This window comes from Dictyobacter kobayashii (assembly GCF_003967555.1).
In the GTDB taxonomy this organism is placed as follows: Bacteria; Chloroflexota; Ktedonobacteria; order Ktedonobacterales; family Ktedonobacteraceae; genus Dictyobacter; species Dictyobacter kobayashii.
Window position 1 is genome coordinate 5,214,037 of sequence record NZ_BIFS01000001.1, and the last position, 21,955, is coordinate 5,235,991.

General features: G+C 51.6%; 24 protein-coding genes. 9 read left to right on the forward strand and 15 right to left on the reverse strand.

The window, feature by feature from the left end; translation table 11 throughout:
- Positions 1-4: 4 nt before the first annotated feature.
- Positions 5-568 (forward strand): GNAT family N-acetyltransferase, encoded by a 564-nt coding sequence (locus EL645_RS22870; RefSeq protein ID WP_126552636.1) that lies wholly within the window; start codon positions 5-7, stop codon positions 566-568.
- A 67-nt stretch (positions 569-635) separates the two neighbouring features.
- Here the strand turns inward: EL645_RS22870 and EL645_RS45675 are convergent, their stop codons facing one another.
- From EL645_RS45675 to EL645_RS22900, 6 genes are read right to left on the reverse strand one after another with little or no spacing between them, the layout of a single operon-like run.
- Positions 636-812: a GH32 C-terminal domain-containing protein gene (locus EL645_RS45675; protein WP_371865753.1), complete on the reverse strand. Its 177-nt coding sequence runs from the start codon at positions 810-812 to the stop codon at positions 636-638.
- 31 nt (positions 813-843) lie between these two features.
- On the reverse strand, positions 844-1,395 hold the full coding sequence (locus EL645_RS44445; RefSeq protein WP_126552637.1) for a glycoside hydrolase family 32 protein: 552 nt from the start codon (positions 1,393-1,395) through the stop codon (positions 844-846).
- Positions 1,368-2,006 carry a glycoside hydrolase family 32 protein gene (locus EL645_RS44450; protein WP_126552638.1) on the reverse strand — a complete coding sequence of 213 codons (639 nt, stop codon included), beginning with the start codon at positions 2,004-2,006 and terminating at the stop codon, positions 1,368-1,370. Before EL645_RS44450 ends, EL645_RS44445 begins: the two co-directional genes overlap by 28 nt.
- Before the next feature lie 25 nt (positions 2,007-2,031).
- On the reverse strand, positions 2,032-2,763 hold the full coding sequence (locus tag EL645_RS22890; RefSeq protein ID WP_126552639.1) for a response regulator transcription factor: 732 nt from the start codon (positions 2,761-2,763) through the stop codon (positions 2,032-2,034).
- A gap of 7 nt (positions 2,764-2,770) precedes the next feature.
- Positions 2,771-3,859: a sensor histidine kinase gene (locus EL645_RS22895; protein ID WP_161977603.1), complete on the reverse strand. Its 1,089-nt coding sequence runs from the start codon at positions 3,857-3,859 to the stop codon at positions 2,771-2,773.
- Positions 3,856-4,242 carry a FixH family protein gene (locus EL645_RS22900; RefSeq protein ID WP_126552641.1) on the reverse strand — a complete coding sequence of 129 codons (387 nt, stop codon included), beginning with the start codon at positions 4,240-4,242 and terminating at the stop codon, positions 3,856-3,858. Before EL645_RS22900 ends, EL645_RS22895 begins: the two co-directional genes overlap by 4 nt.
- A gap of 566 nt (positions 4,243-4,808) precedes the next feature.
- On the opposite strand from EL645_RS22900, the gene EL645_RS22905 reads away from it, so the two are divergent.
- Complete coding sequence (locus EL645_RS22905) at positions 4,809-6,002, forward strand: ArnT family glycosyltransferase (RefSeq protein WP_126552642.1); 1,194 nt, start codon at positions 4,809-4,811, stop codon at positions 6,000-6,002.
- Positions 5,996-6,526, forward strand: a complete 531-nt coding sequence (locus tag EL645_RS22910) for a hypothetical protein (protein ID WP_126552643.1) — start codon at positions 5,996-5,998, stop codon at positions 6,524-6,526. The genes EL645_RS22905 and EL645_RS22910 overlap by 7 nt, the downstream gene beginning before the upstream one ends.
- Before the next feature lie 110 nt (positions 6,527-6,636).
- Here EL645_RS22910 and EL645_RS22915 read toward each other — a convergent pair whose 3' ends face one another.
- From EL645_RS22915 to EL645_RS22925, 3 genes are read right to left on the reverse strand one after another with little or no spacing between them, the layout of a single operon-like run.
- Positions 6,637-8,289, reverse strand: a complete 1,653-nt coding sequence (locus EL645_RS22915; RefSeq protein WP_161977604.1) for an FAD-dependent monooxygenase — start codon at positions 8,287-8,289, stop codon at positions 6,637-6,639.
- The gene (locus tag EL645_RS22920) at positions 8,276-8,455 is read right to left on the reverse strand and encodes a hypothetical protein (RefSeq protein ID WP_161977605.1); all 180 of its coding nucleotides are present in this window, start codon (positions 8,453-8,455) and stop codon (positions 8,276-8,278) included. Before EL645_RS22920 ends, EL645_RS22915 begins: the two co-directional genes overlap by 14 nt.
- Positions 8,452-8,952: a TetR/AcrR family transcriptional regulator gene (locus EL645_RS22925; RefSeq protein ID WP_161977606.1), complete on the reverse strand. Its 501-nt coding sequence runs from the start codon at positions 8,950-8,952 to the stop codon at positions 8,452-8,454. The genes EL645_RS22920 and EL645_RS22925 overlap by 4 nt, the downstream gene beginning before the upstream one ends.
- Positions 8,953-9,983: 1,031 nt before the next feature.
- Here EL645_RS22925 and EL645_RS22930 point away from each other — a divergent pair.
- Positions 9,984-11,498, forward strand: a complete 1,515-nt coding sequence (locus EL645_RS22930) for a cache domain-containing protein (protein WP_126552647.1) — start codon at positions 9,984-9,986, stop codon at positions 11,496-11,498.
- Between the two features lie 94 nt (positions 11,499-11,592).
- Positions 11,593-12,651, forward strand: a complete 1,059-nt coding sequence (locus EL645_RS22935; RefSeq protein WP_161977607.1) for a sugar ABC transporter substrate-binding protein — start codon at positions 11,593-11,595, stop codon at positions 12,649-12,651.
- A gap of 1,617 nt (positions 12,652-14,268) precedes the next feature.
- Here EL645_RS22935 and EL645_RS22940 read toward each other — a convergent pair.
- From EL645_RS22940 to EL645_RS22945, 3 genes are read right to left on the reverse strand one after another with little or no spacing between them, the layout of a single operon-like run.
- Positions 14,269-14,514: a hypothetical protein gene (locus EL645_RS22940; RefSeq protein ID WP_126552649.1), complete on the reverse strand. Its 246-nt coding sequence runs from the start codon at positions 14,512-14,514 to the stop codon at positions 14,269-14,271.
- Positions 14,421-14,714 (reverse strand): alpha/beta fold hydrolase, encoded by a 294-nt coding sequence (locus EL645_RS45680; protein WP_371865696.1) that lies wholly within the window; start codon positions 14,712-14,714, stop codon positions 14,421-14,423. Before EL645_RS45680 ends, EL645_RS22940 begins: the two co-directional genes overlap by 94 nt.
- A 5-nt stretch (positions 14,715-14,719) precedes the next feature.
- Positions 14,720-14,935 carry an alpha/beta fold hydrolase gene (locus EL645_RS22945; RefSeq protein ID WP_126552650.1) on the reverse strand — a complete coding sequence of 72 codons (216 nt, stop codon included), beginning with the start codon at positions 14,933-14,935 and terminating at the stop codon, positions 14,720-14,722.
- 1,147 nt (positions 14,936-16,082) lie between these two features.
- Here EL645_RS22945 and EL645_RS22950 point away from each other — a divergent pair.
- Positions 16,083-17,339 (forward strand): glycosyltransferase family 4 protein, encoded by a 1,257-nt coding sequence (locus tag EL645_RS22950; protein WP_126552651.1) that lies wholly within the window; start codon positions 16,083-16,085, stop codon positions 17,337-17,339.
- Positions 17,340-17,413: 74 nt separating this feature from the next.
- On the opposite strand, the gene EL645_RS22955 is transcribed toward EL645_RS22950, so the two are convergent.
- The gene (locus tag EL645_RS22955) at positions 17,414-18,511 is read right to left on the reverse strand and encodes a serine hydrolase domain-containing protein (protein WP_126552652.1); all 1,098 of its coding nucleotides are present in this window, start codon (positions 18,509-18,511) and stop codon (positions 17,414-17,416) included.
- 161 nt (positions 18,512-18,672) lie between these two features.
- On the opposite strand from EL645_RS22955, the gene EL645_RS39485 reads away from it, so the two are divergent.
- The gene (locus EL645_RS39485; protein WP_161977608.1) at positions 18,673-18,810 is read left to right on the forward strand and encodes a hypothetical protein; all 138 of its coding nucleotides are present in this window, start codon (positions 18,673-18,675) and stop codon (positions 18,808-18,810) included.
- A 270-nt stretch (positions 18,811-19,080) separates the two neighbouring features.
- On the opposite strand, the gene EL645_RS22965 is transcribed toward EL645_RS39485, so the two are convergent.
- Positions 19,081-19,284, reverse strand: coding sequence for a hypothetical protein (locus tag EL645_RS22965; RefSeq protein ID WP_126552654.1), 204 nt, complete (start codon positions 19,282-19,284; stop codon positions 19,081-19,083).
- Positions 19,285-19,399: 115 nt separating this feature from the next.
- Complete coding sequence (locus EL645_RS22970; RefSeq protein WP_161977609.1) at positions 19,400-19,603, reverse strand: hypothetical protein; 204 nt, start codon at positions 19,601-19,603, stop codon at positions 19,400-19,402.
- Positions 19,604-19,767: 164 nt separating this feature from the next.
- Here EL645_RS22970 and EL645_RS22975 point away from each other — a divergent pair, with 164 nt between their 5' ends.
- Both EL645_RS22975 and EL645_RS22980 read left to right on the forward strand, forming a co-directional pair.
- Positions 19,768-21,060, forward strand: a complete 1,293-nt coding sequence (locus EL645_RS22975) for a PAS domain-containing protein (RefSeq protein ID WP_126552656.1) — start codon at positions 19,768-19,770, stop codon at positions 21,058-21,060.
- A complete protein-coding gene (locus tag EL645_RS22980) occupies positions 21,060-21,950 on the forward strand; it encodes a sensor histidine kinase (RefSeq protein ID WP_126552657.1) in 891 nt (296 codons plus the stop codon). The genes EL645_RS22975 and EL645_RS22980 overlap by 1 nt, the downstream gene beginning before the upstream one ends.
- Positions 21,951-21,955: the final 5 nt, after the last annotated feature.

Below are 21,955 nucleotides of genomic sequence, written 5' to 3' on the forward strand. Positions count from 1 at the left end.
CAATATGGATGATTTTACGATACTTGAGACGAGTAGGTTGCGCTTGCGGCGCTTCAAAGATACTGACCTGGTGGACTTTATGGCTTATCGCAATGATCCTGAAGTGGCCAGGTATCAGAGTTGGGAGGGCATCAGCGAGGCTAAGGCGCGGGCATTTTTGCGTGAGCAGCAGGATCTTCTGCCGGGTGTACCCGGGATAGGGATGCAGATCGCGATCGAGCATAAAGAGAGCAGGGCGTTGCTGGGCGATTGCTATTTTAAGCTGGATGCCCAGGAGCCGTGGCAGGCTGAGCTTGGCTATAGCCTGGCGCGTGCCTATCAGGGGCAGGGCTATGCCACTGAGGCGCTCACCGGTTGGCTGAATTATGCCTTTCAGACATTCAACCTGCACCGTGTCATCGCAATTACCGATTGCGAGAACAGCGCCTCTGTCGCCCTGCTGGAGCGCCTGGGCCTGCGCCGTGAAGGCCATTTTATCCAGAACATCTGGTTTAAAGGGAAATGGGGCGACGAATACCTCTATGCGATCCTGCGCGAAGAATGGTTACAATTAAGTATGAAGCAATGAACAAAAAGCAATCATAAAAACAATGCAGGCTCTCCGTCTTTGGGGAAGGACGGAGAGCCTGCATTGTTCAATTCCAGACCGAGGCCAGTTCCCAGGCGTCCAGGCGATGGAGGGTGGTTTCTCCGTCGGTGGCAAAGATGCTCAGGTTGAGTTGCTGCGGCGCCGAATGGTAGAAGCGTTCGGTCAGGCAGGACCGGCCATCGATGAATATTTCCAGGACCGAGCCGTCGAGGAAGATGTGCAGGGCGTGGCGGCCAGGGGCAAGCGGGCAGCGCTCAGGCTGTTGCGCACTCTTCCCCTCTTTGCTCGATGCTCAGCTCTGTCGCTTGCAGGTTGATACGGATACCTTCCTGTGGATAGGCGCTATCCTGAATCTCCAGGCCGCAGCTGGTTGCCGCGTTGCTTTCGATCTCCAGTATTATTTCCAGGGCATTGGTGGACAGCTGGTTAATTACCGTGCGTTGGCCTGTGACCGCTTGTGGGGCGACGGTGAGGTGGCGCCGGCGCAATTGGGTGAGCTCTGCGGCCGGCTCGATCTTGAGTGTGTCGTCTGGTTGTAGTGAGAGGATGCGTGGCAGCGACATGGCCCCGGCCCAGCCGGCGGCCTGTAATGCCTCATCAGGGCGTCCCTCGCGCAGCCAACCGAACATCACGCGTCTCCCCTGCTCATCGCGCATCGACTGTGGAGCATAGAAGTGTTTGCCCCCATCCAGGATGCCCTGGCTCTCGGGTGTGAAGGTAAAGTTCTTATAAGTCCCGATAAAATAGTAGACCAGGCCAGAGGGGATCGATGAGATGGTCAGGACATGTTTATCCCGAGTGGGAATAAGTCAGGACATTCCCACATGGTGCCTGTCTCGTCCTTGTTGCCGACGCACAAAGGCTGTAGATATTCCCAGGTAAGCAGGTCCACTGAGCGGTAGAGCAGGGCGGCGCCGCCAACACCTTTGAAGCCTGAGCCAATGACCTGGTACCACAGCTCGCTTTCCTGCCAGACACAGTGGTCGCGAAACTCAACGATATCCAGGCCCGCCGGCCAGTCCGCCACGACGGGATTGCCGGGATGTTTTTGCCAGGTGAGCAGGTCATCAGAACCGGTGGCGATGCATGGCAGCTGACGACCATGCGCATTGCCGCTATAAACCAGTGTGGGTGTGCCATTGTTATTGACCAGGCAGCCAGACCAGCAACCATCCTCATCGGGCCCACCCTCCGTAGGGGATAGGGCGATAGGCAGATGGGTCCAGTGGAGCAGGTCCGGGCTCATGGCATGTCCCCAATGGATCTTGTCCGAGAGGGGGCCAGATGGATTATATTGGTAGAAGAGGTGATAGTTGCCTTTCCATTGTACCAGCCCATTTGGATCATTCATCCAGTTGGAGGGTGATTGAAAATGGTAGGCGGTCCGCTGATGGTCGTTACTATGTTTGTGCTGCATTACATCATCCTTGAAATCAATCGAACTATAAATATGGTTCGGCTGCAATCAGGCCGTGATGGATGGCGAAGCGCACCAGGTGTGTAATATCGTGGAGCCCTAGTTTATCCATCACGTTGGCGCGGTGGGCCTGGACCGTCTTGATGCTGATCACCAGCATATCGGCGATCTCCTGATTGGTCTTGCCTTCCGCGACGTATTTGAGCACCTCAACTTCACGCGGTGTCAGTACATCGAGGGCATGGCCCAGGGAGGAATTTTTCTCTTTACCGCTCTTCTGGCTGTTGATGTATGCATAGGACTGATTGTGGGTCGAGATGTATGCTCGAATCAAGGTTTTGGCCAGGCCGGGATAAAGATAGGCTCCTCCTTGTGCTAGTGTACGAACGGCTGTACTCAGTTCTGTCGGGGCCGCCTTCTTAACCAGGTAGCCTGCGGCGCCGATGCGCAGGGCCTGCAGGAAGTATTCTTCACTCTCGTGCATCGTCAGGATCAGCACCTGGACGCCCGGATGGAGCTTGCGGATACGCTGGCAGGCCTCCAGTCCATCCATCTCGGCCATGCTGATATCCATGATCACCACGTCGGGTGCATGCTCACTTGTCTGCTCAATGGCCTCGCGCCCGTTGCGCGCCTCTCCGACGACCTGCATGTCAGGTTGAGCCTCGAAGAGTAGCTTGAGACCCTGCCGCAACAGATCATGATCATCGGCCAGGAGGATGCGAATCTTCTCCTGCGTTGTCTTCTCCCCAGACATAATCTTATTATCCTTTATTCTGTTCGATGATAGCTAATTGGTTTCTGGCTGTCGGTGCAGGCAGAACCGCCTGGACCGTCGTTCCTTGTTGGCCATTGCTGATAATGGTCAGCGTACCACCTAACGAGGTCGCTCGCTCGCGCATCCCTAAAATGCCTGTACCCGCCTTCCGGTCCTCTGGCCGGTAGCCATTGCCATCATCCTGGATGGTTAGATAGATAGCAGTATGTTTAGGAAATAGGGAGATCAACACATTCTGGGCGTGGGCGTGGCGGGCTACGTTGGTTAAGCTTTCCTGGGCAATGCGAAAGAGGGCGGTTTCATAGCTGGCGGGAAGCTCCTTGACCATGGGTTCGATCTGCTGCAGATCCAGTTCAACCTGCAGGCGCAGGCGCTGGCTACTATCTTCTCCCAGCCAGCGAAACGCGGCCAGCAGGCCCAGATCGTCCAGCACGCTTGGCCGCAACTGTTGGGCCAGCACCCGCACATTTTCCAGTGATAGCTGTGTCAGATGGGTGAGCTGCAGCAGCTCGCTATCCAGTTGTTTTTTCGCTTGCTCGGTAAGGCCAGCAGCCGCAAGGACCTGAAAATGCTGGTGCAGGACCTCCGTATGGATCAGCAAGGCGGTTAGATTCTGGCCCGTTTCATCGTGCAGCTCCATACCAATGCGCCGCCGCTCATTCTCCTGTGCTTGTAGAATCACGCGTGTTCGTTCGCGCCGGGCCAACTCCAGGCGATCAAGCATGCTATTGAAAGCCTGGGCCAGCTCACCAATCTCCCAGGAGGCGGCCGAGACCCTGGCTCGTTCCTGCATCTGCCCGGAGCCTACTGCCCTGATCGTCTTGAGCAACTCAAAGAGGGGTCGGAAACTGGCGCGCAAAAGAATAATATTGGCAAATAGCGTAAAGAGGGCGGCCATCACGATAAAGATGGTGTCGATCAGGTAGTGATGAACCTCAAGTTGATGGCTGGTAACCCAGAGCGCAGCCAGCGCCTCCCCGATCAACATTATGCTGTTGACAAGAATGACCTTCTCGAATAGCGAGAGGTGCCAACTTTTAAGCCAGGCAGTTAGAACACGGACAACCTTATTCACAGTACTGTAACCTTTATGGTTCGCTGCTGTGGTGTAAAGCCCTGCGCCTGGGTCTGAATGGTAATTGACCATGGACCAGCCATGTAGAGGTCCATATTGACCTCATAGACACCATGTCCATGTGGCACCACATGATTATGTAGCGCCGCCATATCCATATTCGTCATGTGTGCGCTAGGGATAATCTGGGCCTGATCGATTGGTAGCCCATCCGGATCGGTTAGATGCAACTCCAGCCTGGAAGTCCCCGTTGCCACAAACTGCTTCTGCTCCATCTGAACCTGCAGAAACGCCGGAGCATATGGTTGATAGAGAAAAGCCAGCACCACCACACTCACACAAGCCATCCCCAGGATGAGCCAGAAAAAAGGTCTGATGCGCATATTTCTCCGCTATCTTCTGAGCTGAATTTCTTCTCTCGACATTGTATTCGGAATCTATATTTCTGACAATACATATTTCTTGCCAGGCAGGGCTTTTTACTTTTCCTCTTTAGTGCCTGCGGCGCCGGGTTGGGAGTGTGGAGTGTGCCTGGTGGACGGCCGCGGCTGTCCACCAGGCACACTCCACACATGAAATTTAGCTCTGCTCCTCTTTGCACGTCGCCACCGTAGGCGATGTGCAAAGAGGCATGACCCTCAAAAATATTTATTGAACCCATCACAGCATACTCCCAAAAGATAAATAACGTCCATACGGACAAACCCCTATTTTAATCCCCTAAGGTCCAGCTAAATAACATAGGCATATTTTAATCTGGTATAGTAGATTAGGAAGGGAATCCCTTCTTGTGCTATAGCACATTTCACTACTAACTAGACCTAATTCTTGACGCCTATTTTACTCATCTGTAAAATGATAACTAATTGCAGTATGACTAGTTGTCTTTTTACATAATAAAAGAAGCAATGTATGCCCTTCTTATACTATTTCAATTGAGGAGGCACCTGTGCCGGGTGTACGTATTTTGAAGTATCTAAAAAAGAATACTTATGGCGTGGCTGCCACAGCAATCATTACGTTTGCGGTCGGTTTGCGCGTTATTTTATTAGCTTTGCATTGGCCGCCAACAAATAGTGACGAAGGCATTATGGCAACTATGGCCTATAATATTGCCTATCATGGCGAGCACCCCACGACCTTTTATGGTCAGGATTATATGGGGGTGATCGAGGCTTACCTGGGCGCCATGTTCTTTCATATTTTTGGTGGACCCTCCTTGACCGCGTTGCGCTTAGGCGTGGTTCTGATGGTCGGCCTGTTCTTTGTCTGTATGTACTGGTTGACCCGTTTGCTCTTTTCAAAAAAACTGGCTCTGGTGACTCTGGCCCTGCTGAGTGTGGGCTCAATCCCATATTTGACGCGCCAGACTATTGCGACGGGTGGCTCTTCACAGACCCTGTTGTTTGGCTCGTTGTCCTTCTTGATTGCTGCATGGCTGGCGCGTTCCTATCGTCGCCATGCCTCGTTTCGTACGCGGCTGGCTCGCCTTCCTCTATATGGAGCCTTTGGTCTGGTGGCTGGCCTGGGTATGTGGAGCGATATGATTGTACTGCCATTTCTCGCGATGGCAGGGCTCCTCTTACTCGTCTTTTGCTGGCGTGAATTGCTGATCTGGGGAGGTTGGCTGCTCGGCGGTATTGGCGTCCTGGTTGGCCTCTTTCCCTCAATCTGGTATGGCATGCACAAAGGCCGGAATCCTTTTGTGACTCTCTTTAACCTGGTGCATGGTACGGGAAGTATTGATCCGACCGTCACCATCAGTCTCTGGCATAATATCGTCGAGACTGTGCAGGTAACGATTCCAACCGCGACCGGCTTCCCTTTTTGTCCGGTGATCGAGTATCCTTTCCTGGGCGACAATACTCCTCGTACTTTGCAGTGTGGGATCATCCAGACCGCCTGGGGGGGTGGCTACCTTCTCCTCATTCTTACGGCCCTTATTTTTACCCTCCTCATTTTGCAGCGCTTCATTCGCAATAAGCAAACCCTTAGCGATGAAGAGCGTCATAACGTGCTGGTGAGCCGTATCGCGCAACTTTTGATGGTTGGTGCCGCGATCGGCGTGGTGGTAGTTTTTATGCGCAGTACTGGCCCTTCAATCAGCCGGGATATCACGCTCGCTATCTTATCGGTTTGTTGATTATCTTGCCTGCCTTGCTTGATCCTTTGTGGAGCGCCGCCAGCCAGTTGCATCCTCAGGAGCTCTGGCGCCGTATCCGTGTCTATAGCAGCCGCTTCATTCTAGCTGCGGTCGCCGCCATTTTAATTACTGGCACCGTTATCGCCTTTAGCGAGGTTCCCAGGGTGCAGGCCGCCGATCAGCAGCGTAGCGACCTGATTGCGCAGCTGGAAGGTATGGGGATCACCCATTTCTATACTGATTACTGGAGCTGTTATAGCTTCATTTTTGAAAGTCACGAAAAACTGATTTGTGGTGTTATCAATCACCACCTCAATCCTGATCATAACCGTTATCCGCCATACTACACCATCGTACATAACGATAAAAACGCCTCCTGGCTGTGTCCTAAGGACCCCAATCTCACCACGCCCCAGTATGATTGCTTGCCCTGGCTTGAACAAAGAATGGCCAGGCAGCCACCTGGCAAATATAAGCGTTACGTGATAGACAACTACGTCCTCTATCGCTATATGGCTAAATAATCAACCAGAAGGCTCCCAATCACATAAGACTGGGAGCCTTCTTTATGCCCTGGCAAGTTCTCTCGTTTTACGCTTCTCCTCTCGCTTGCCATTCCCATACGTGACGCCTATTAGCTGCCCGAGGCTACCTGCGGTGTCGCGGAATCTCGTATCGAGTTGGTGCTTTTGCTGAACAGCCCGTCGAGATAGGAGCGCAGACTGGCCAGGTTCTCGGCTTTGCCGCGATAGGCAATGTGGCCATCGGGTCGCACTAAGAATAGGGTGCAAGTATCCGCACGGTACAGGTTATGAAGGCTGTGATTCTCCGCTGAGAGCGCGTGCAGATGGATGGGTACATGATATTCATTGAGCAGGGTCTGTACTTGCTCTTCCAGACCGGGGAAATCTGTCTGTGATTGTGCTGATCGCTTCCCCTCGAAGAGGAACAGGTGATGATCCTGGTCTCTTAGCTTTGTAAAGATGCTCTTCCCGGCGTCCGCCCCGCCCTCGAAAAAACCATAGGGAGCGCGGTCGCCAGCCATTGGTTCCCGCTTGCCTGATTCAGCTTCCGCGACTGCCGGACTGTTGCGGTAGCTGGTCCAGAGTTGAGAAAAGAGCCAGAAGACGCGTCTCTGGAAAATTGGCAGCGGTGATATGAGGCGGAAGAGCCGGGGGAGTACAAAAAGCTTGAACCATCGCAAGTCTGATCTGGTCGCGTCAAGGATTTGAAAACCCCAGTCCGAACCTCGCAGGATGGAACGGGCAAACGGGATGCGCTCGGCTTCGTAGGAATCGAGTAGCCTGTCATGGGCTTCTCCTTTAACGACGAGCGCCAGCTTCCATGCGAGGTTGAAGGCATCTCCGATCCCTGTGTTCATGCCCTGTCCACCAGCGGGACTATGAATGTGAGCGGCGTCCCCCACAAGGAAGACACGCCCGACGCGGAAGCGCTCGGCGAGGCGTTGATGCGTGCGATAGATCGAAATCCAGCGCGCCTTCAGAATATTGACGCGCAGACCACTTTGAGTATCAACGAGGTGCCGTACATCGTCGAGGGTAATCGTGTCCCGGTTAGCCATCTCTGGAGGGAGTGACCCGAACAGGCGGAAGTGCCCCTCGCCGTGCATCGGAATAAACAAGAAGAACCCCTGACGCACCATATCCATGCCGCCCTGCCGGGGTCCCGCCTCCCACTCCATGTCCAGGTCCGCCACGAACAGGGTCTGCAAGTAGGTCTGGCCCTCGAAGCCTAACGACAGGGCATGTCTCACGGGACTGTGCGCCCCGTCCGCGCCCACGATCCACAGCGCCTCAATTGTCTCCTCGCTTCCATCGGCTACGCGAACCCGCGCCCATGCGCCATCTGGATTTTGGTCTAGCATCAGCAATTCAGTATTCCACTCGACCAGGACTCCGGTTTCGGCAAGGCTCTGGAGCAGGAGATGTTCGGTCTGGTCCTGCCCATAAATCAGGCCGAAGGGATAAGGCGTGCGCCTGGCTCCGTTGCCATTGAGAAAAGTAAGCTTGCCTGTTCGTCTGCCTTGAGTGAAAAATTGAGCGGACCGCAACTGCTCGCCCTCTGCAAAAGCCTTGTCTGTCAGGTCAAGCCTGTCCAGCAGTTCCAGAATTTTTGCGTGTACCACGATCGCACGAGTCTCCTGGGTGGGTCCGGCCTTTTTGTCCAGAATCCTGACCTTCACCCCGCTACGAGTCAACAGATTCGCCATCGTCAAGCCCGTGGGTCCTGCGCCGATCACGAGCACGTCTGTCTTATTTGCTGTCATTGCTTTCTGCCTTTCTGGCGTTCTCATCCGCTGAAATCGCCTTCATATAGAGGTCAACTATCTGCTGAATCTTCTTTGTATCGGGCGGCTGTGGCTGACTCACTGGCCGTAACAGACCATCGAGCAGTGTGTAGCTGAAAAGCGGACCTAAATACATGCGTGTCATAGCTTCTCTATCGCCATGGAGAGCGACTCCGTTCTCCTGTGCGCGCTGGAGCATGTCCCCAATCTCCTGGAGGGCCAATTCGGGAATTGTAGAGCGAAGAACCTCGGTAAGCTGGGGAAGCGGTGCGAATCGGCGATAATCGTACGCATCAACGCCAGATATTCCGGGCTCATCGTGGCCGCGATAATCCTTTCCGCCAGCGCGACGAGCGCCTCATGCAGTTCTTGAACAGTGCTCGGGGCTATTCCCCGTATGAAGTCGAGCACGCGTGTCTTTGGCTGCTCAATGGTGAGTCCACGCAGGGCATCGACAAAAAGCTCCTCCTTGCTGGGATAATAGGTGTAGAGCGTCCGTTTAGAGACACCTGCCTCGCGGGCGAGGGTATCCGTGCTCACCGCCGCGAAACCCTCGCGCAAAAAGGCGCGCTGCGCTCCAGTAAGCACCTGCTCACGCTTGACCCGTGCCCGCTCCCCTTCCTTCTCCGATGCTATTTCCATCCTCTTCCTCCCTTTGATAAAACTAAACGGTACCGTTTTATGAAAAAGAATAGCACCGCATGTGGGGATTGTCAAGGAAGCCCCACATGAAATTCTCGAGCTAAAACACATCGAAAAGAAGGCCTCTGTGTGGACGTGCGCTGGCGCGCCTATCCAAAAGGGTTTATGGGGTTGCCGAATGCGTGCCAGGCACGCATTCGGCAACCCCATAAACCCTTTTGAGCGCTGGAAGCGCGAAGCGACAGCAGCCACGGTGGCTGGCCCACAAAAAAAATCGAGTCAAAGTGCATAACCCTTTTACACTTCCCGGCGGTATAAAAGGATATACACTTTAATATTGAACTCAGGGAATAGAGCCGCACCTAAAATTATAAAGACATATATTGATAAAAAAGTAGATAATATCATTTCATAGCATAGCAAGAACGCTCAATTTTAGCAAGATCCTGGCAATATATACTGAATAGTCCTATTTTTACCACTACATACTATACGAGTAAGCTGATCTGATGTATATTGTATACAAGATATTTTCTATAGTCATTAAACTAATAATCTAGTCTTCCTCCTTTTAAGCGGAGGAAGGCGAGATTGCGGAAAATCTAACGGAACCAATGATGGTTTTCCAGTTTTTATACCGTAAGCATATTTTTTTCTACATAGTTGTAGGTAATCAATTGTGTGTGTAGAGTGCTTTGTTGCATTAAGTAGTGACGCGAAGGTTGCGTATTTATTTCTTTTCTGTTTGTTGCTGCTAAAAAGCACCTCTATGCATCATTTACATTACCCCACACATATAGATACTATTTGCTGTACACAGATCAACCTATTCTAAAGAACCAGCTTTAGCCGCTCATCTGATGAAGGTTTCTGTTGTGATAGCATGATGTCGTTCAATCGTATGAGCGCAGCGGTCTAACTGGCAGGGTGTTCCTGCCTGCGGATCAATGCGAATGGCTGAGCTAGTGGCAGCGGAGCGAGTGAGCGGCGTTTACGGTTGCATCAAATAGCATTTCAAAAGGAAATAGCGTATGGTCTTATCCAAGAATGTATTGTCCCCGCGCAGAAAATTTTCGCTGACCGCCAGGGTGTCGGGCTTGCTCGTTCTTGCCGTGGTTATCCCTTTGATAATTACGGTTGTGGCCAGTGAGTTCTTCCTGCGCCCGACATTGATTGCCCAGGCAAATGATCAGATGGGGACTGACGCAACATCCCATGCTCAGGCCATTGACACGTTGATGATTGCGCGTTTACAGGATCTACAGTACATCTGCCAATATCAAGCTATCCAGAATTATATATCTGGTGATGAGGCTTACCGCGACCAGGCGCGCCAGGAACTGTCGGTAGGCAATCACCTGGACCCCCACTATGGCAACTGGACATTGTTTGATGCTAGCGGCAACCTGTTGCTCTCTTATCCTGGTACGTTGGATCGTGGTCAGGATAAAGTTCCAGTGTCTATTTTGAGTAGATTACAGAATCACAATAATTCGTTGATTTCAGATGTACACCTGGATACGCGTACCCAGATGGCTTATGTAGATATGTACACCCTTATTTTATCTAATAGTAGATTGGTGGGCTTTGGCCGGGCAACCTTCTTGTTGAATGATATCTGGACTGCGGTCAACAATGAAAACAGCGCGGCCCCGCGTAGCTACGCCATGATCCTGGATGGTAACGGGGTGCGTATCGCCTATACCAATCCTGATAAGACCCTGACGACCTTGCCCGCTCCACTATTTAAGGCGGTCGCACCCCTCCAGGGTGATATACAGCAGCGTGTCAAGGATGAGAATCTCTATGGCAATACGATGAATGCTGTACAGACGATGCCTGATCCACAGTTAGTGAGTTTACAGCAGAACCCGAATTCTGATGCATCATTTAGCTTTACGCCTGCGACTAAGAGTGAAGAGTATGAGGCTTACCAGGTCAAAACCCATGTCGTGCCCTGGACCTATATTGTGCTGCGCCCGATGAGCACTATTACTTCAGCCGCCGACCAGCAGAACCTCTATCTGTATGTGATCGCGGCCGTTGTTATGCTGCTTGCTGGATTGGTGGGTATGCTGGTGGGTGGAACTATTACGCGGCCGATCCTTTCTTCCGTGAGTTCGTTGACGAGCAGTAGTGAGATGTTGAACACCCTGGCCTCGCGCGAACAGGTAACGGCAACCGAGCAAAAATGGATTGTGGAGTCGTCGCAAACCGCCCTGCAATCGGTGCAGTATTATACAGAAGCTACCAGTGTGGCTGCGCGTAAGCTGGACGAGATTGCTGATGATTTGAAGCGTAACTGGGAACGCAATGATCCTCAAATGGTGCTCCAACGCTTAAATGATGTACTGGCGGTCGCACAATATATTGAGAAGGTTGCCGTCCACCAGGAGAAGAGCAACCAGAGCCTGGCAACGGCGATCCGTATCGCGGGTCAGGTAACGGATCAGCTGATTGAGGGCGCGACCTCGGCTAGCGCCGCTTCAGGTCAGTTGCAGGAAGTAATTAAGCAATTGCGCCAGGTGGTGGGAGATAACAAATGAAGGGAAGTGCAGTCATGAAACGTTCAACTCAACAGATTCGTCTCTGGTATCAATTGGCTGGCGCCCTTATCCTCTCAAGCTTCTTGCTGAGCTCGTGCGCCTTTGGCGATACCTCGGGAACGAACAATATCCCATCCGGCAATGGGGAAAAGATTGTAATCGGGTCGGTGTCTTTCTACCGGATAGGACGACCTCTGATCGTTGGGAACACGATGATCATCCTTTGCTGGAGGCCGCCATCACTAAGGCGATTCCGGGTGCTCATGTTGATTATCACAATGCCAATGGCGATACCGATGCCCAGATGGCCCAGGCTACGACCGGGATGCAGGACGGCGACTGTATCCTGGTGGTGGCCGCGCATGATAGTATCGCTGCGGCATCGATTGTGACGCTGGCAAAGGCCCACAATATTCCGGTTATTGCCTATGATCGCCTGCTGCAATCAACGGATGTCAACTATTATGTCTCCTTTAACAATATCCAGGTCGGAGCCCTGCAAGCGCAATATATTGCAGACCATTATTTGACGTACAAAAGAGGCGCACAGGTCAACCTGACGATGATCAGTGGCTCTCAGACCGATACCAACGCCCTGCTCTTCAGTATTGGCGCCCATACCGTGCTTGATCCTCTGCTGGCCACGCATGAGTTGTCAATCATCAATGAGGTCTTTACACCTGATTGGAGTAATCCAACGGCCCAGACTGAGATGGAGTCTGTGCTGGCGGACCAGAAAGATGATGTCCAGATTGCCTATGTGGCGAATGATGGGATGGCTAATAGCGTTATTGCGGCGTTGGATAGTGCCCGACTTTCAGGGAAGGTGTTGGTGACTGGCCAGGATGCGACCGTTGCCGGGCTGCGCAATATCTTGCTGGGCAAACAAAACATGACGGTCTATAAGCCGATCGCTAAAGAGGCTCAGTCGGTTGGTGATCTGGTCAAGGCGCTGCACGATGGTAAAGATGTGAAGGGGTTGACGGGAGGAGCTACGACACCAACCTACAATGGTGGCAATATCCCCTCGATTCTGGATAATCCGATCTCGGTTGATATCCATAATATCAAACAAACGGTTATCAAGGATGGTTTTGTCAGCAAAAAAGACCTCTGTGCTAACCTGCGCCCCGGTACTGGCAATCTTTGCTAACCGTGCGCGATCTCTTCTGGAACATACAATTTGTGGAGTGCGGCCAGTAGACCGCACTCCACAAATTGTATGTTCCAGGGCTGTTTCCTTGTGTTGCCCCGGTGTATATACATGCAAATCATAGTCAAAATCCTTCTACGATAGATATGCTGCTAGCGCCAGCGGGATTTTCGTTATACAATTTTGTTGAGTAGATAAAGACATAACTGCATTGTGTAGCTATGTCTTGCTCTATCAAGAAAGGATTATCTTATGACAACCAATGCAGCCGCACGGCACATTAGTAGTTAGCTGTTTAATAACTTGGATGGCAGGGTGGCGACACTAAATGCTCTGGAAGTAGATTGCAAATCCCTTAGCTAACATGAGTAACAGACCGGCGACGGCAATGAACCATTTTGATGGGATAGCAAGGCCCTGTCCAGAGAGGATTACCAATTTTACTCAGAACAAACTATCACGGGTGCGCCCCACGTCCTGCGCTCACTTGGTGGAGATAAGAGTGCTTGATTTGATAGACAGGTAATATTAACCTGCGCACTTGGCTTTTGGATTGATACCAGCCAATGAAAAATAAGCAATTAAAATAAGAAATGTAGTAGTTAGCCATTATCTAGTATACATATTTGACATGAGAATCTATTGTGGTAGAATCATGAGTGTAGATATCCTTGAACAAGCTGGCAAACGGTTGGGATTTAGATTAGGCAGCGAGAGAGCAGATATACTGATTTGATGGTCGTGCTGCGTGCTTGCCAGAGAGAGTCAAAGCATGTCCGCGCCTTGTCGCGACGTACGCACCCCAGTGCGGCAAAATCCTCGGTGGATCTATCCAGACCGAGCTGCTTTTTATCCCTTTGCTATAGTTCTATGAGAAGGGTATACCGAGCTTCGGTACCCAGCTTAAAATTACAATAGCCCAAATTCGACAAAAGGGATCCTGTAAGGGCGGACCAGATTTGTTAAGAAAATATTCTGCTGACATCTCGAGACAAAACATTCTTACATCTGTTCGCCCCATCCATGCCAGTACTGGAATGGCTATTTAGTGCCGTCTGTAAGCACTGCCGAACTGCCTGAATCAGTGGTGAGGTATATCGCATACGTGTGACCGCCAGGCCACTTTTTTGCCCTCGACGGAACCTGCTCGCCGGTCGCTCATCGGATATCTGAAATTGGGGAGGAGCTAGCGATTGCCAGCACGCGCCAAAAACTCGCATCCGATCGTTTGGCCCACGGCGGATGTGGAACCACACTTCGCCTTGACGATCTTTCGTGTCTTGATGGATACCCACGAGGATGGCCATTAATTACTAAGTAGCGGCCCAGAATCATCTTATCGAGTTAAAGCGCTTTCTTCGTTTAATGGTGCCGACTCTCGTCATATTCTATATCGCGGTCTTGGCCACAATTTTCTGGCAGTATTGCCGTGAAGGATAATTTATACTTTGCTTTTCATCGGGCGATCGTATTGTGCAGCACGAGACAAGATCATAGTGCTAAGGCGAGGTTAGACAACGATCCATCTCCAAGACAATGATCCTTCGAGCACCTATCCATGCGACTAGAGCGTGAACACAGGGAGATGGTCAAAATATATGCTCTTATGTTGTGGAGTCAGCTGTTCTGATACTCGGTTCCTGACTGGTGCGCCAGAAGGTGTTTAGAGTGATCGCGGCGATCATCTGAGCCCGAATAGATGTAGAGTGGACAACGGATCTCGTGGGGCTGGACCACCGGCCAGGAGACTGTCGCTTGCCAGCAAGCCATCAGCGCGGGCAGTGAGCGTTGCTCAATCCAGCGTACATCTTCGTTGTCGAAGCCCAGCTGCTTGAGCGTCCCCTCTTGCTGTGCTTTGTACATGATGCCCAGTTCCGAAACAATCTGGTTGATGCGCTCTTCAAATAGACGCGACCAAAGAAACTACCAGCCGCAACGGCCCGGCTGATGCGTGATGAGCGCGATGCAAGCAATAGGGTGAGCGAAGCCCCAAAAGAATGGCCCCAGACCAGAAAATTCTCAGCCTCACAGGCATCGGCCACCTCAAAAATATCCGCGAGCATCTGCTCTAAGCGATACGCCTTAGGCTGAGTTGGTTTATCGCTCTCACCAATGCCCGGCGATCCATCGTAACAACCCGAAAATGCTGGCGTAATCGCTCGACATAGCCGATCTCATGCCAGATCTGTCGTGGCTCGTCAAACCCCTGCAGGAGGAGAAGTAGCGGACCCTCGCCCTGTACATCATAGGCAATCTTTGTGCCATCAGTTGAAGTAAGAAACATACAGTTACCTATTCTAATGCATACAAGCTTCCTGTATCTGATCGTTAACATGGACCCATACAGTTCAATGCCAGTGCCCCATTTCCCGTACCCAATAGGCGAAACGAAGCATTTATCGATAATTGACAGATCCCTCGTCAATAGATAGTGTACCATAAAGAAAGCCTCCCCAAAGCCCCCTGCCGCCGTCAGGCGGCAGGGGGAAGGAGGAGGTTGGGGGCACAGCCCCCAAACCCCCAGTCAAGGGGCTCGCCGCCCCTTGCATCCCCGCTGGACAATGTTGTGCGTCCAAAAAAACGATACCTGTAAGCCCCGCCTCATCCCCTGCGATCCCCAAAGGAAGTGCCCCGCTCGAAGGAAGCTCCGCGCCATTCCCACCTCGCCCCAAAGGAAGTGCCCCGCTCGAAGGAAAGCGAAAAGCGGGAGGTGCAGGAGGGCCGGCCAGGCCTCCTGCCGGGGGCGGTGGCAGGCATGCTGGGGGCATGACAGTCCCCGCCCATTCCCCTCCACCCCCTCCCGCCGCAGGCGGGAGGGGGTAAAAAACATCACAAATTGTTATTATAAGGGAATTAATACAGTTTTACTGTTTAATTCCCTTTTATCTTTTATGCTTTTCCTGTTTTTTTGGACAAAAATGGTATCTATAGTGTATACTATATTTAGTGATCAAGGGTATTTTAGACCCGGGTTGACCCAATGACGTTGTGGAAAGCACTATCTTTGCTCCTTATCATACACATGCTTATCGCTTCTTTCCCTGAAAAGGAAAGGCAGATGCCGTCGTGCATTGCTGGTTGTAAGAACCTGAGGACCTCTTTTTTAATTGACTAACGTGAGTTGTTTTGTGCTGTCACTGAATAAATCTCGTTCGAGCCTTACTTAATTGTGCCTCTTTATAGCAACTTGTAGTATTTATTTGTATATTATCCTTTTATATGGTCAAAATATGTGTGCGTATCCAACAATTGCTACGGTATATCTTTAGCTTGTATTAGATGCGACACCTATTTCTTGCTGAGCACCCGGCTTCATCGTATGTAACTTTTTTTTTCCCGCTAATCGTGTAACTATTGGGCAGGGAGTGGCCTGTATCGTTTGTAGAACAACATGTAGCGTGGGGTATATAGTATAGAGTGAAGGGTTTAGTATGAAAATAGCACATATTGCACCGCCTTGGATTACTATTCCGCCAAAAAATTATGGTGGGACTGAGAATGTCATATATAACATCGTCGAGGAACAGGTAGCCCAGGGCCATGACGTTACATTGTTTGCACCTGGAGATGCCCATACCTCTGCGAAATTGGTTTCATTTTTTCCTCGTTCTTTAATCGATGCAGGTGTACCCTGGCAGGCGCACCTGAAGGCATACTTTCATACCTATAAGTCTATTGAATATATAAAAGAGCACCATTTTGATATTGTGCATACCCATCTCTCGTCCAGCGCCGATATGTACACTTTTCCACTGGCACAGCAATTGAACACTCCCTATGTGACAACCTTGCATAGTCGTTTCCCCTTCGACCGCGTCCAAAACTGGACTGGCGATGCCGATGATTTTTTTCTGGAATGGATCAAGCATGTGCCGATGATCGCGATTAGCGAGAACGCTAAGTCTGAGATTAAGTATCCTCTGCACTTTGCTGGCGTGGTCCATCATGGCCTGCCGATGCAGCAGTTTAAGCCAACTGTCAAGCAGCCCGAGAATTACCTGGTCTGGCTAGGGCGCTTTGTCCCTGAAAAGGGGGCCCATCACGCCATTCATCTGGCCAAAGCCGCCGGTCTCCAATTGATCCTGGCAGGTACTATTGATCGCCATGTACAGACCTCGGTCCATTATTATGAGAACGTTATCAAGCCACAATTGGATGGACATAACATCAAATATATCGGCCCGGTCAACACCCGCGAAAAAATTGACCTCCTCAGTCGTGCTCGCGTCTTCCTGAATCCAATTGAGTGGGAAGAGCCATTTGGGATGGTCATGATTGAAGCTATGTCGGTAGGCTGTCCGGTCATTTCCTTTGCCCGTGGCGCGGCCCCCGAAGTCGTAGCTCACGGCAAGAGCGGCTTCCTGGTAAATGATCTTAAGGAGATGAAGCGTGCCCTGGGTCAGATTGATAAGCTTGACCGTAAGTTGGTACGTCAACATGTAGAAGAGAACTTCTCAGCCCGCGTCATGGTTGAAAAATATGTACGTATTTATCAACAGGTCCGCACCGCTGAGCTGATGAAGAGCGCCGCGCTCAAGCGTTCGGTTATGGATACATTGTCGACAAAGTTGCCCAAAGTTGCGTCAACCTCTCCCCTCATGCCCACTGTAGAGCCTCTGACGACCAATTATCCCCTTTCTCTGTTGCCTCAGCAGAGCCGTGAGATTGATCCGGAAATGTTACAGTAGCTGTTTTCTTGTTCCTCTCACATCATCACTCTTCCACTCGCCGCCAGCGGCGGCGAGGGAAAAGGATGGAGCGCTTACTTGATATCATTGAAACCTGGCTCAACCTGCATGGCCGGGATGACAAAGTTGTTGAGGATGATTCTGTTCGATGGTGGCCCCGACTCCGGCGAACTGGTGGAGGCGACGACGATATCGAGCTCGGGTATGAACCCGATCAACTGCCCTCCATAGCCAATTGCGCAATTGACGCGTTTGCCATGATATTCTGATAGAAACCAGAAGAAGCCATACTTCTCTCCTCGGTTGGTGATACTGTGTGCTTGCCAGGAGTCCTTGATGTAGTTCGCGGGCAGGATACGCTGTTCATTCCAGATGCCTTGATTGAGATAGAGGTAGCCGAGCCGTGCCATTTCGCGTGTGGTGAGCTGCAGTCCAAAGCCGCCGATCTGATTGCCCTGGAGATCATTACTCCACAATCCCGCTTGTTGGTCTGACCATACGCCATAGTGATGTGGTTTTTCCGCGCTGGCCTCACCAGTCTTCCAGGGATCGCGTATGCGCTCATCATTTTGCCAGATGCCCAGGGGATCAAAAAGATATTGTCTGGCAAATTCGTGCAGGGGCATGCCTGTACAGCGCGCCAGCACCAATGCTACCAGGTGCGCCCCCATATCATCATAATTGTAGTGTGTGCCTGGTTCATGCTCAAGTGGACGATCTAACATCCCTACCACTGAAGCTGTGTCCTCTAGAAAGGTCTCGATCCCACCTGGAGCCAGGGCATAGCCGCTGGCCATGCTTAGCATGTGTCGGAGTGTGATCCTTTCTCGTCGTGGATCTGGCTGGCTGGTGTGGTATTCTGGAAAGAATGAGAGCAGTGGCTTATCGAGGCTGTGCAGAAAACCTTCCTGCAAGGCAATCCCGACCAGGGCCGAGGTGACGCTTTTGGTAACCGAGTTGATGTTGTGGTAGTGGTGTTGACCCCAGCCATGATAGTATTCCTCAAAAATAATGATGCCGGAACGCACAATTACTATACTGAGGAGGGATGCTGTCTGCCGGGCGTACTCGTCTAGTTGCTTTAACAGTTGAATATCCATGCTTAAGCTCTGTGGAGTGGCGGTCTTCCATGCCAGGGTTGGCCAGGAGCCCCTTTGCTGCTGCTTGTCCATGCCTGAACTCCCTTTTTAGCATATCTGCCAGGATCTATTCTGTAAGAGGCCTATAAACTTATTCAACTATATCATAATATGCTCTTCAGCATTCTTTTTTGTTGTCAGGGCTTTTTTTATGTTCTTCTTTGGCGCCTGCGGCGCCGGGTTGGGAGTGAGGAGTGTGGTGGTGGGCGGCTGCGGCCGCCCACCACCACACTCCTGACCTGAAAGAATGGGCCTCGTATGGCTTGCTTGTGATCTCCCTGTTTGTCGGAGGGAAGAGGCTGCGGCCGCCCACCACCACACTCCTGACCTGAAAGAATGGGCCTCGTATGGCTTGCTTGTGATCTCCCTGTTTGTCGGAGGGAAGAGGCTGCGGCCGCCCACCACCACACTCCTGACCTGAAAGAATGGGCATCGTAGTGCTTGCTTGTGATTTTTGGACGAACATGAAAAAGCCCTGTTTTCTTGCTGTTATGCAAAAATGAATACTCCCCACAGACACTGAGTCTGGGGAAGCATTCAAGCGGTAGTTGTGATGTTGTGAATTTAGAATGGACATCTGGCCCTAATGGTGACTGCCGTGATTAATGATGTGGCTCGTACCTATGACCATGACGGTCATAACAATAACGGCGGTGCCGTTTTTTATCATAATAGCATTTGTCTCTATCGCGCTCGTCGTCTCCATATCCAGTGTCATGACCACCGGATACTTGTGCCAGGTCCTGGTCGTTTAGTTCAATGCACTCGTTTGACTGATCAGCAGTGTCATAATGAAACAGTTTCATTGTAGTTCCCCTTTCTGGTCCAGCGAGAACGGTTCAAGTATGGCAAATGTCCATCCATACATGGGCACGTTTCTGGACGGCGAATGTTACTCATGAACACTGTTGTCAGCGGGCTTTAGCTATGATGGTGGCGCTGATGGTGATGGCGCTGGGGCTGCTGGCGAGGCCTGTGGTGACGATCATTGACAGCGTTGAAATTACCATCAAATTCAGGTGCATGTGTGCGCTGACGTGCTGGAATGGCCCGCCGACCTGATGGCCGCTGAATAAAACGTGTCTGATGGCCAGTTTGGCTAGTAGAATTAGCTTTGCCCCGCATTGGCCAAACTCAGCATCTGATATAATAGAGTGCATGGTGCGAATTGCCGGGGCGCGCTGCAAGGTTATTGTGCATACTTGAGCGCATTAGGGAGCCGGTTGTGGCTTCGGGTAGTAGAGGATAATGACGGTTTTGTTTGAATTAATAAGGATGGGCCTTTCTGGATGGAGCACGTGACAGATCAGGAGCAGGAGAATAAATACCTCAGGGAGCGTATGCAACAACTTGAGGCTGAGTTGCAGCGTGTACGTGAGCGCGAGGAGCGGGGCCAGGTTCTTTTACAGCTTACATCAGATTACGCCTATATGTATCGCTTGCTGCCCGATGACTCGATTCGGCGCGAGTGGACTACTGAAGCTTTTACGACGATTACTGGCTTTGAGCCTGAAGAGTTTGATCAGCGCGGCTGGGAATATTTACAACATCCCGATGATCGGTGGATGCTTCAGCCTCGTATTGAGGCGATGCGCCAGGGGCAGCGGGATACGCGTGTGTGGCGCGTGCTGACGAAGAGCGGTGGTGTGCGCTGGCTGCAAGATACCTGCCATGCGATCTGTGATGATCCGCGTGGCTCTGAGCTTCGTGTCTATGGCATTGTGCGCGATATTACTGAGCGTAAGCAGGCGGAGTTGTTGCGCTTTCAGATGGAGCAGCGCCTGTCTGTTACCTTTGAGTCGATTGCGGATGCGGTGATTATTTATGATCATGAAGGCCGGTTAAAACAGTATAATAATGCGGCCCGCGAACTGTTGGGTTTTGATCGATGTTCTGAATACACCCTCCTGTCACTGGAGGAGCGTGCTCAGGCCATGCATATAAAGAATGTGCAAGGTGGTTCTCTGGCCCTGGATCAGGTGCCCCTATATCGTATTTTACGGGGGGAGACGCTGCAGGGAACCACTGCCGAAGATGTCTGGATTATGACCCTGGCTGATCGTCAACTCGCGGTCAGTGTGAGTGGGGCCCCTATATATGATGCGATGGGGGATTTGATCGGTGCTGTGCTGGTGTGTCGCGATGTGACGGCGCGCCGCACTCAGCAGTGGCGTACCACCAAGGCACTGGAGACCCTGTTGTCTATGGCTGAGGCGCTGGTGCACCTGCCGTTATCAGATGCGCGTCCATCGCATACTTCCAGGCGCGAAACCGCCCAGGAGATATTGCACCTGACCTGTGACCTGCTCGGTTGTCAGATGGCGAGTATGGTCGACCTTGACCCTGAAACGGGGTTGATACAGCCTATCGCGGGTGTGGGCCTGCCTCCAGAGCTACGGGAGCAATTCTGGGATATAGTACCGACTATTCGTTTATCCGATTATGTTAATGCGCCTGACCTGGTAAGATTGCAGCGTGGTGAACCTGTGCTGTTCAATCTGGCGCAGGCTCCCTCAAAAGTCGCGCCTACCTTTGGTATCGAGCAGGTGCTGGGGCGCCGATCCGTTTACATAACCAGTTAGTGGGATTTCTCTCCCTTAACTATGGTACTGCCAGGCATCGATTTTCACGCCAGGAAGAGTTTAGTTTTATCGCCGCCATCGGCAAGCTGGCCTCGCTGATGGTTGAACGCGAGCGCTTAATCGATCAACATGCCGAGGCACAGGCCGCCGAGTTAGCCAGTGAGCAGGCTCGACAGCAGATGGACGCCTTTCTGGGCATGACCAATCATGAGTTGCGCAATCCTCTGGCCACTATGAAGGCCAGCCTGCAGCTTATTCGGCGCCAGCTTAAACGCCTCGAGGGAGATATGACCGTTGTCGCCGATGTTGCGGCCCGCATTCAGAATCTGGTTGAGCGGGCCGAGCGCCAGGTCTCCGTCGAGACTCGGCTGGTGAATGATTTATTGGATGTTTCGCGCATCTTAGAACATAAATTAGAACTCAAAATTCAGTTTTGTAACTTAATAGACTTAGTACAAAGAGTCGTAGCTGATCAACTTTCCCTCGCCCACACGCGTACTATAGATATACTCTTGCCGCAGGACGATATGGTTCCGGTCGTCGTGGATATCGATCGTGTGGGTCAGGTATTAACCAATTATCTAACGAATGCTATCAAATATTCTTCTGCTGATGCGCCGATCCAGGTAACCCTGGAGGTGCAAGAGCAACAGGCTTATATTGCTGTCCGGGATCAAGGACCAGGATTGACGAAAGAGGAGCAGCGCCGCATCTGGGAGCGTTTTTATCAGACGCCCGGCCGGCATGTTCATAGCGGGGCCGGTGGTTTAGGCCTGGGTCTCTATATTTGTCAGAATATTATCCAGCAACATGCTGGGCAGGTGGGAATCGAGAGCGAGCCAGGTCAGGGATCAACATTTTGGTTCACGCTCCCTCTTGCACGTGATTAGCACAT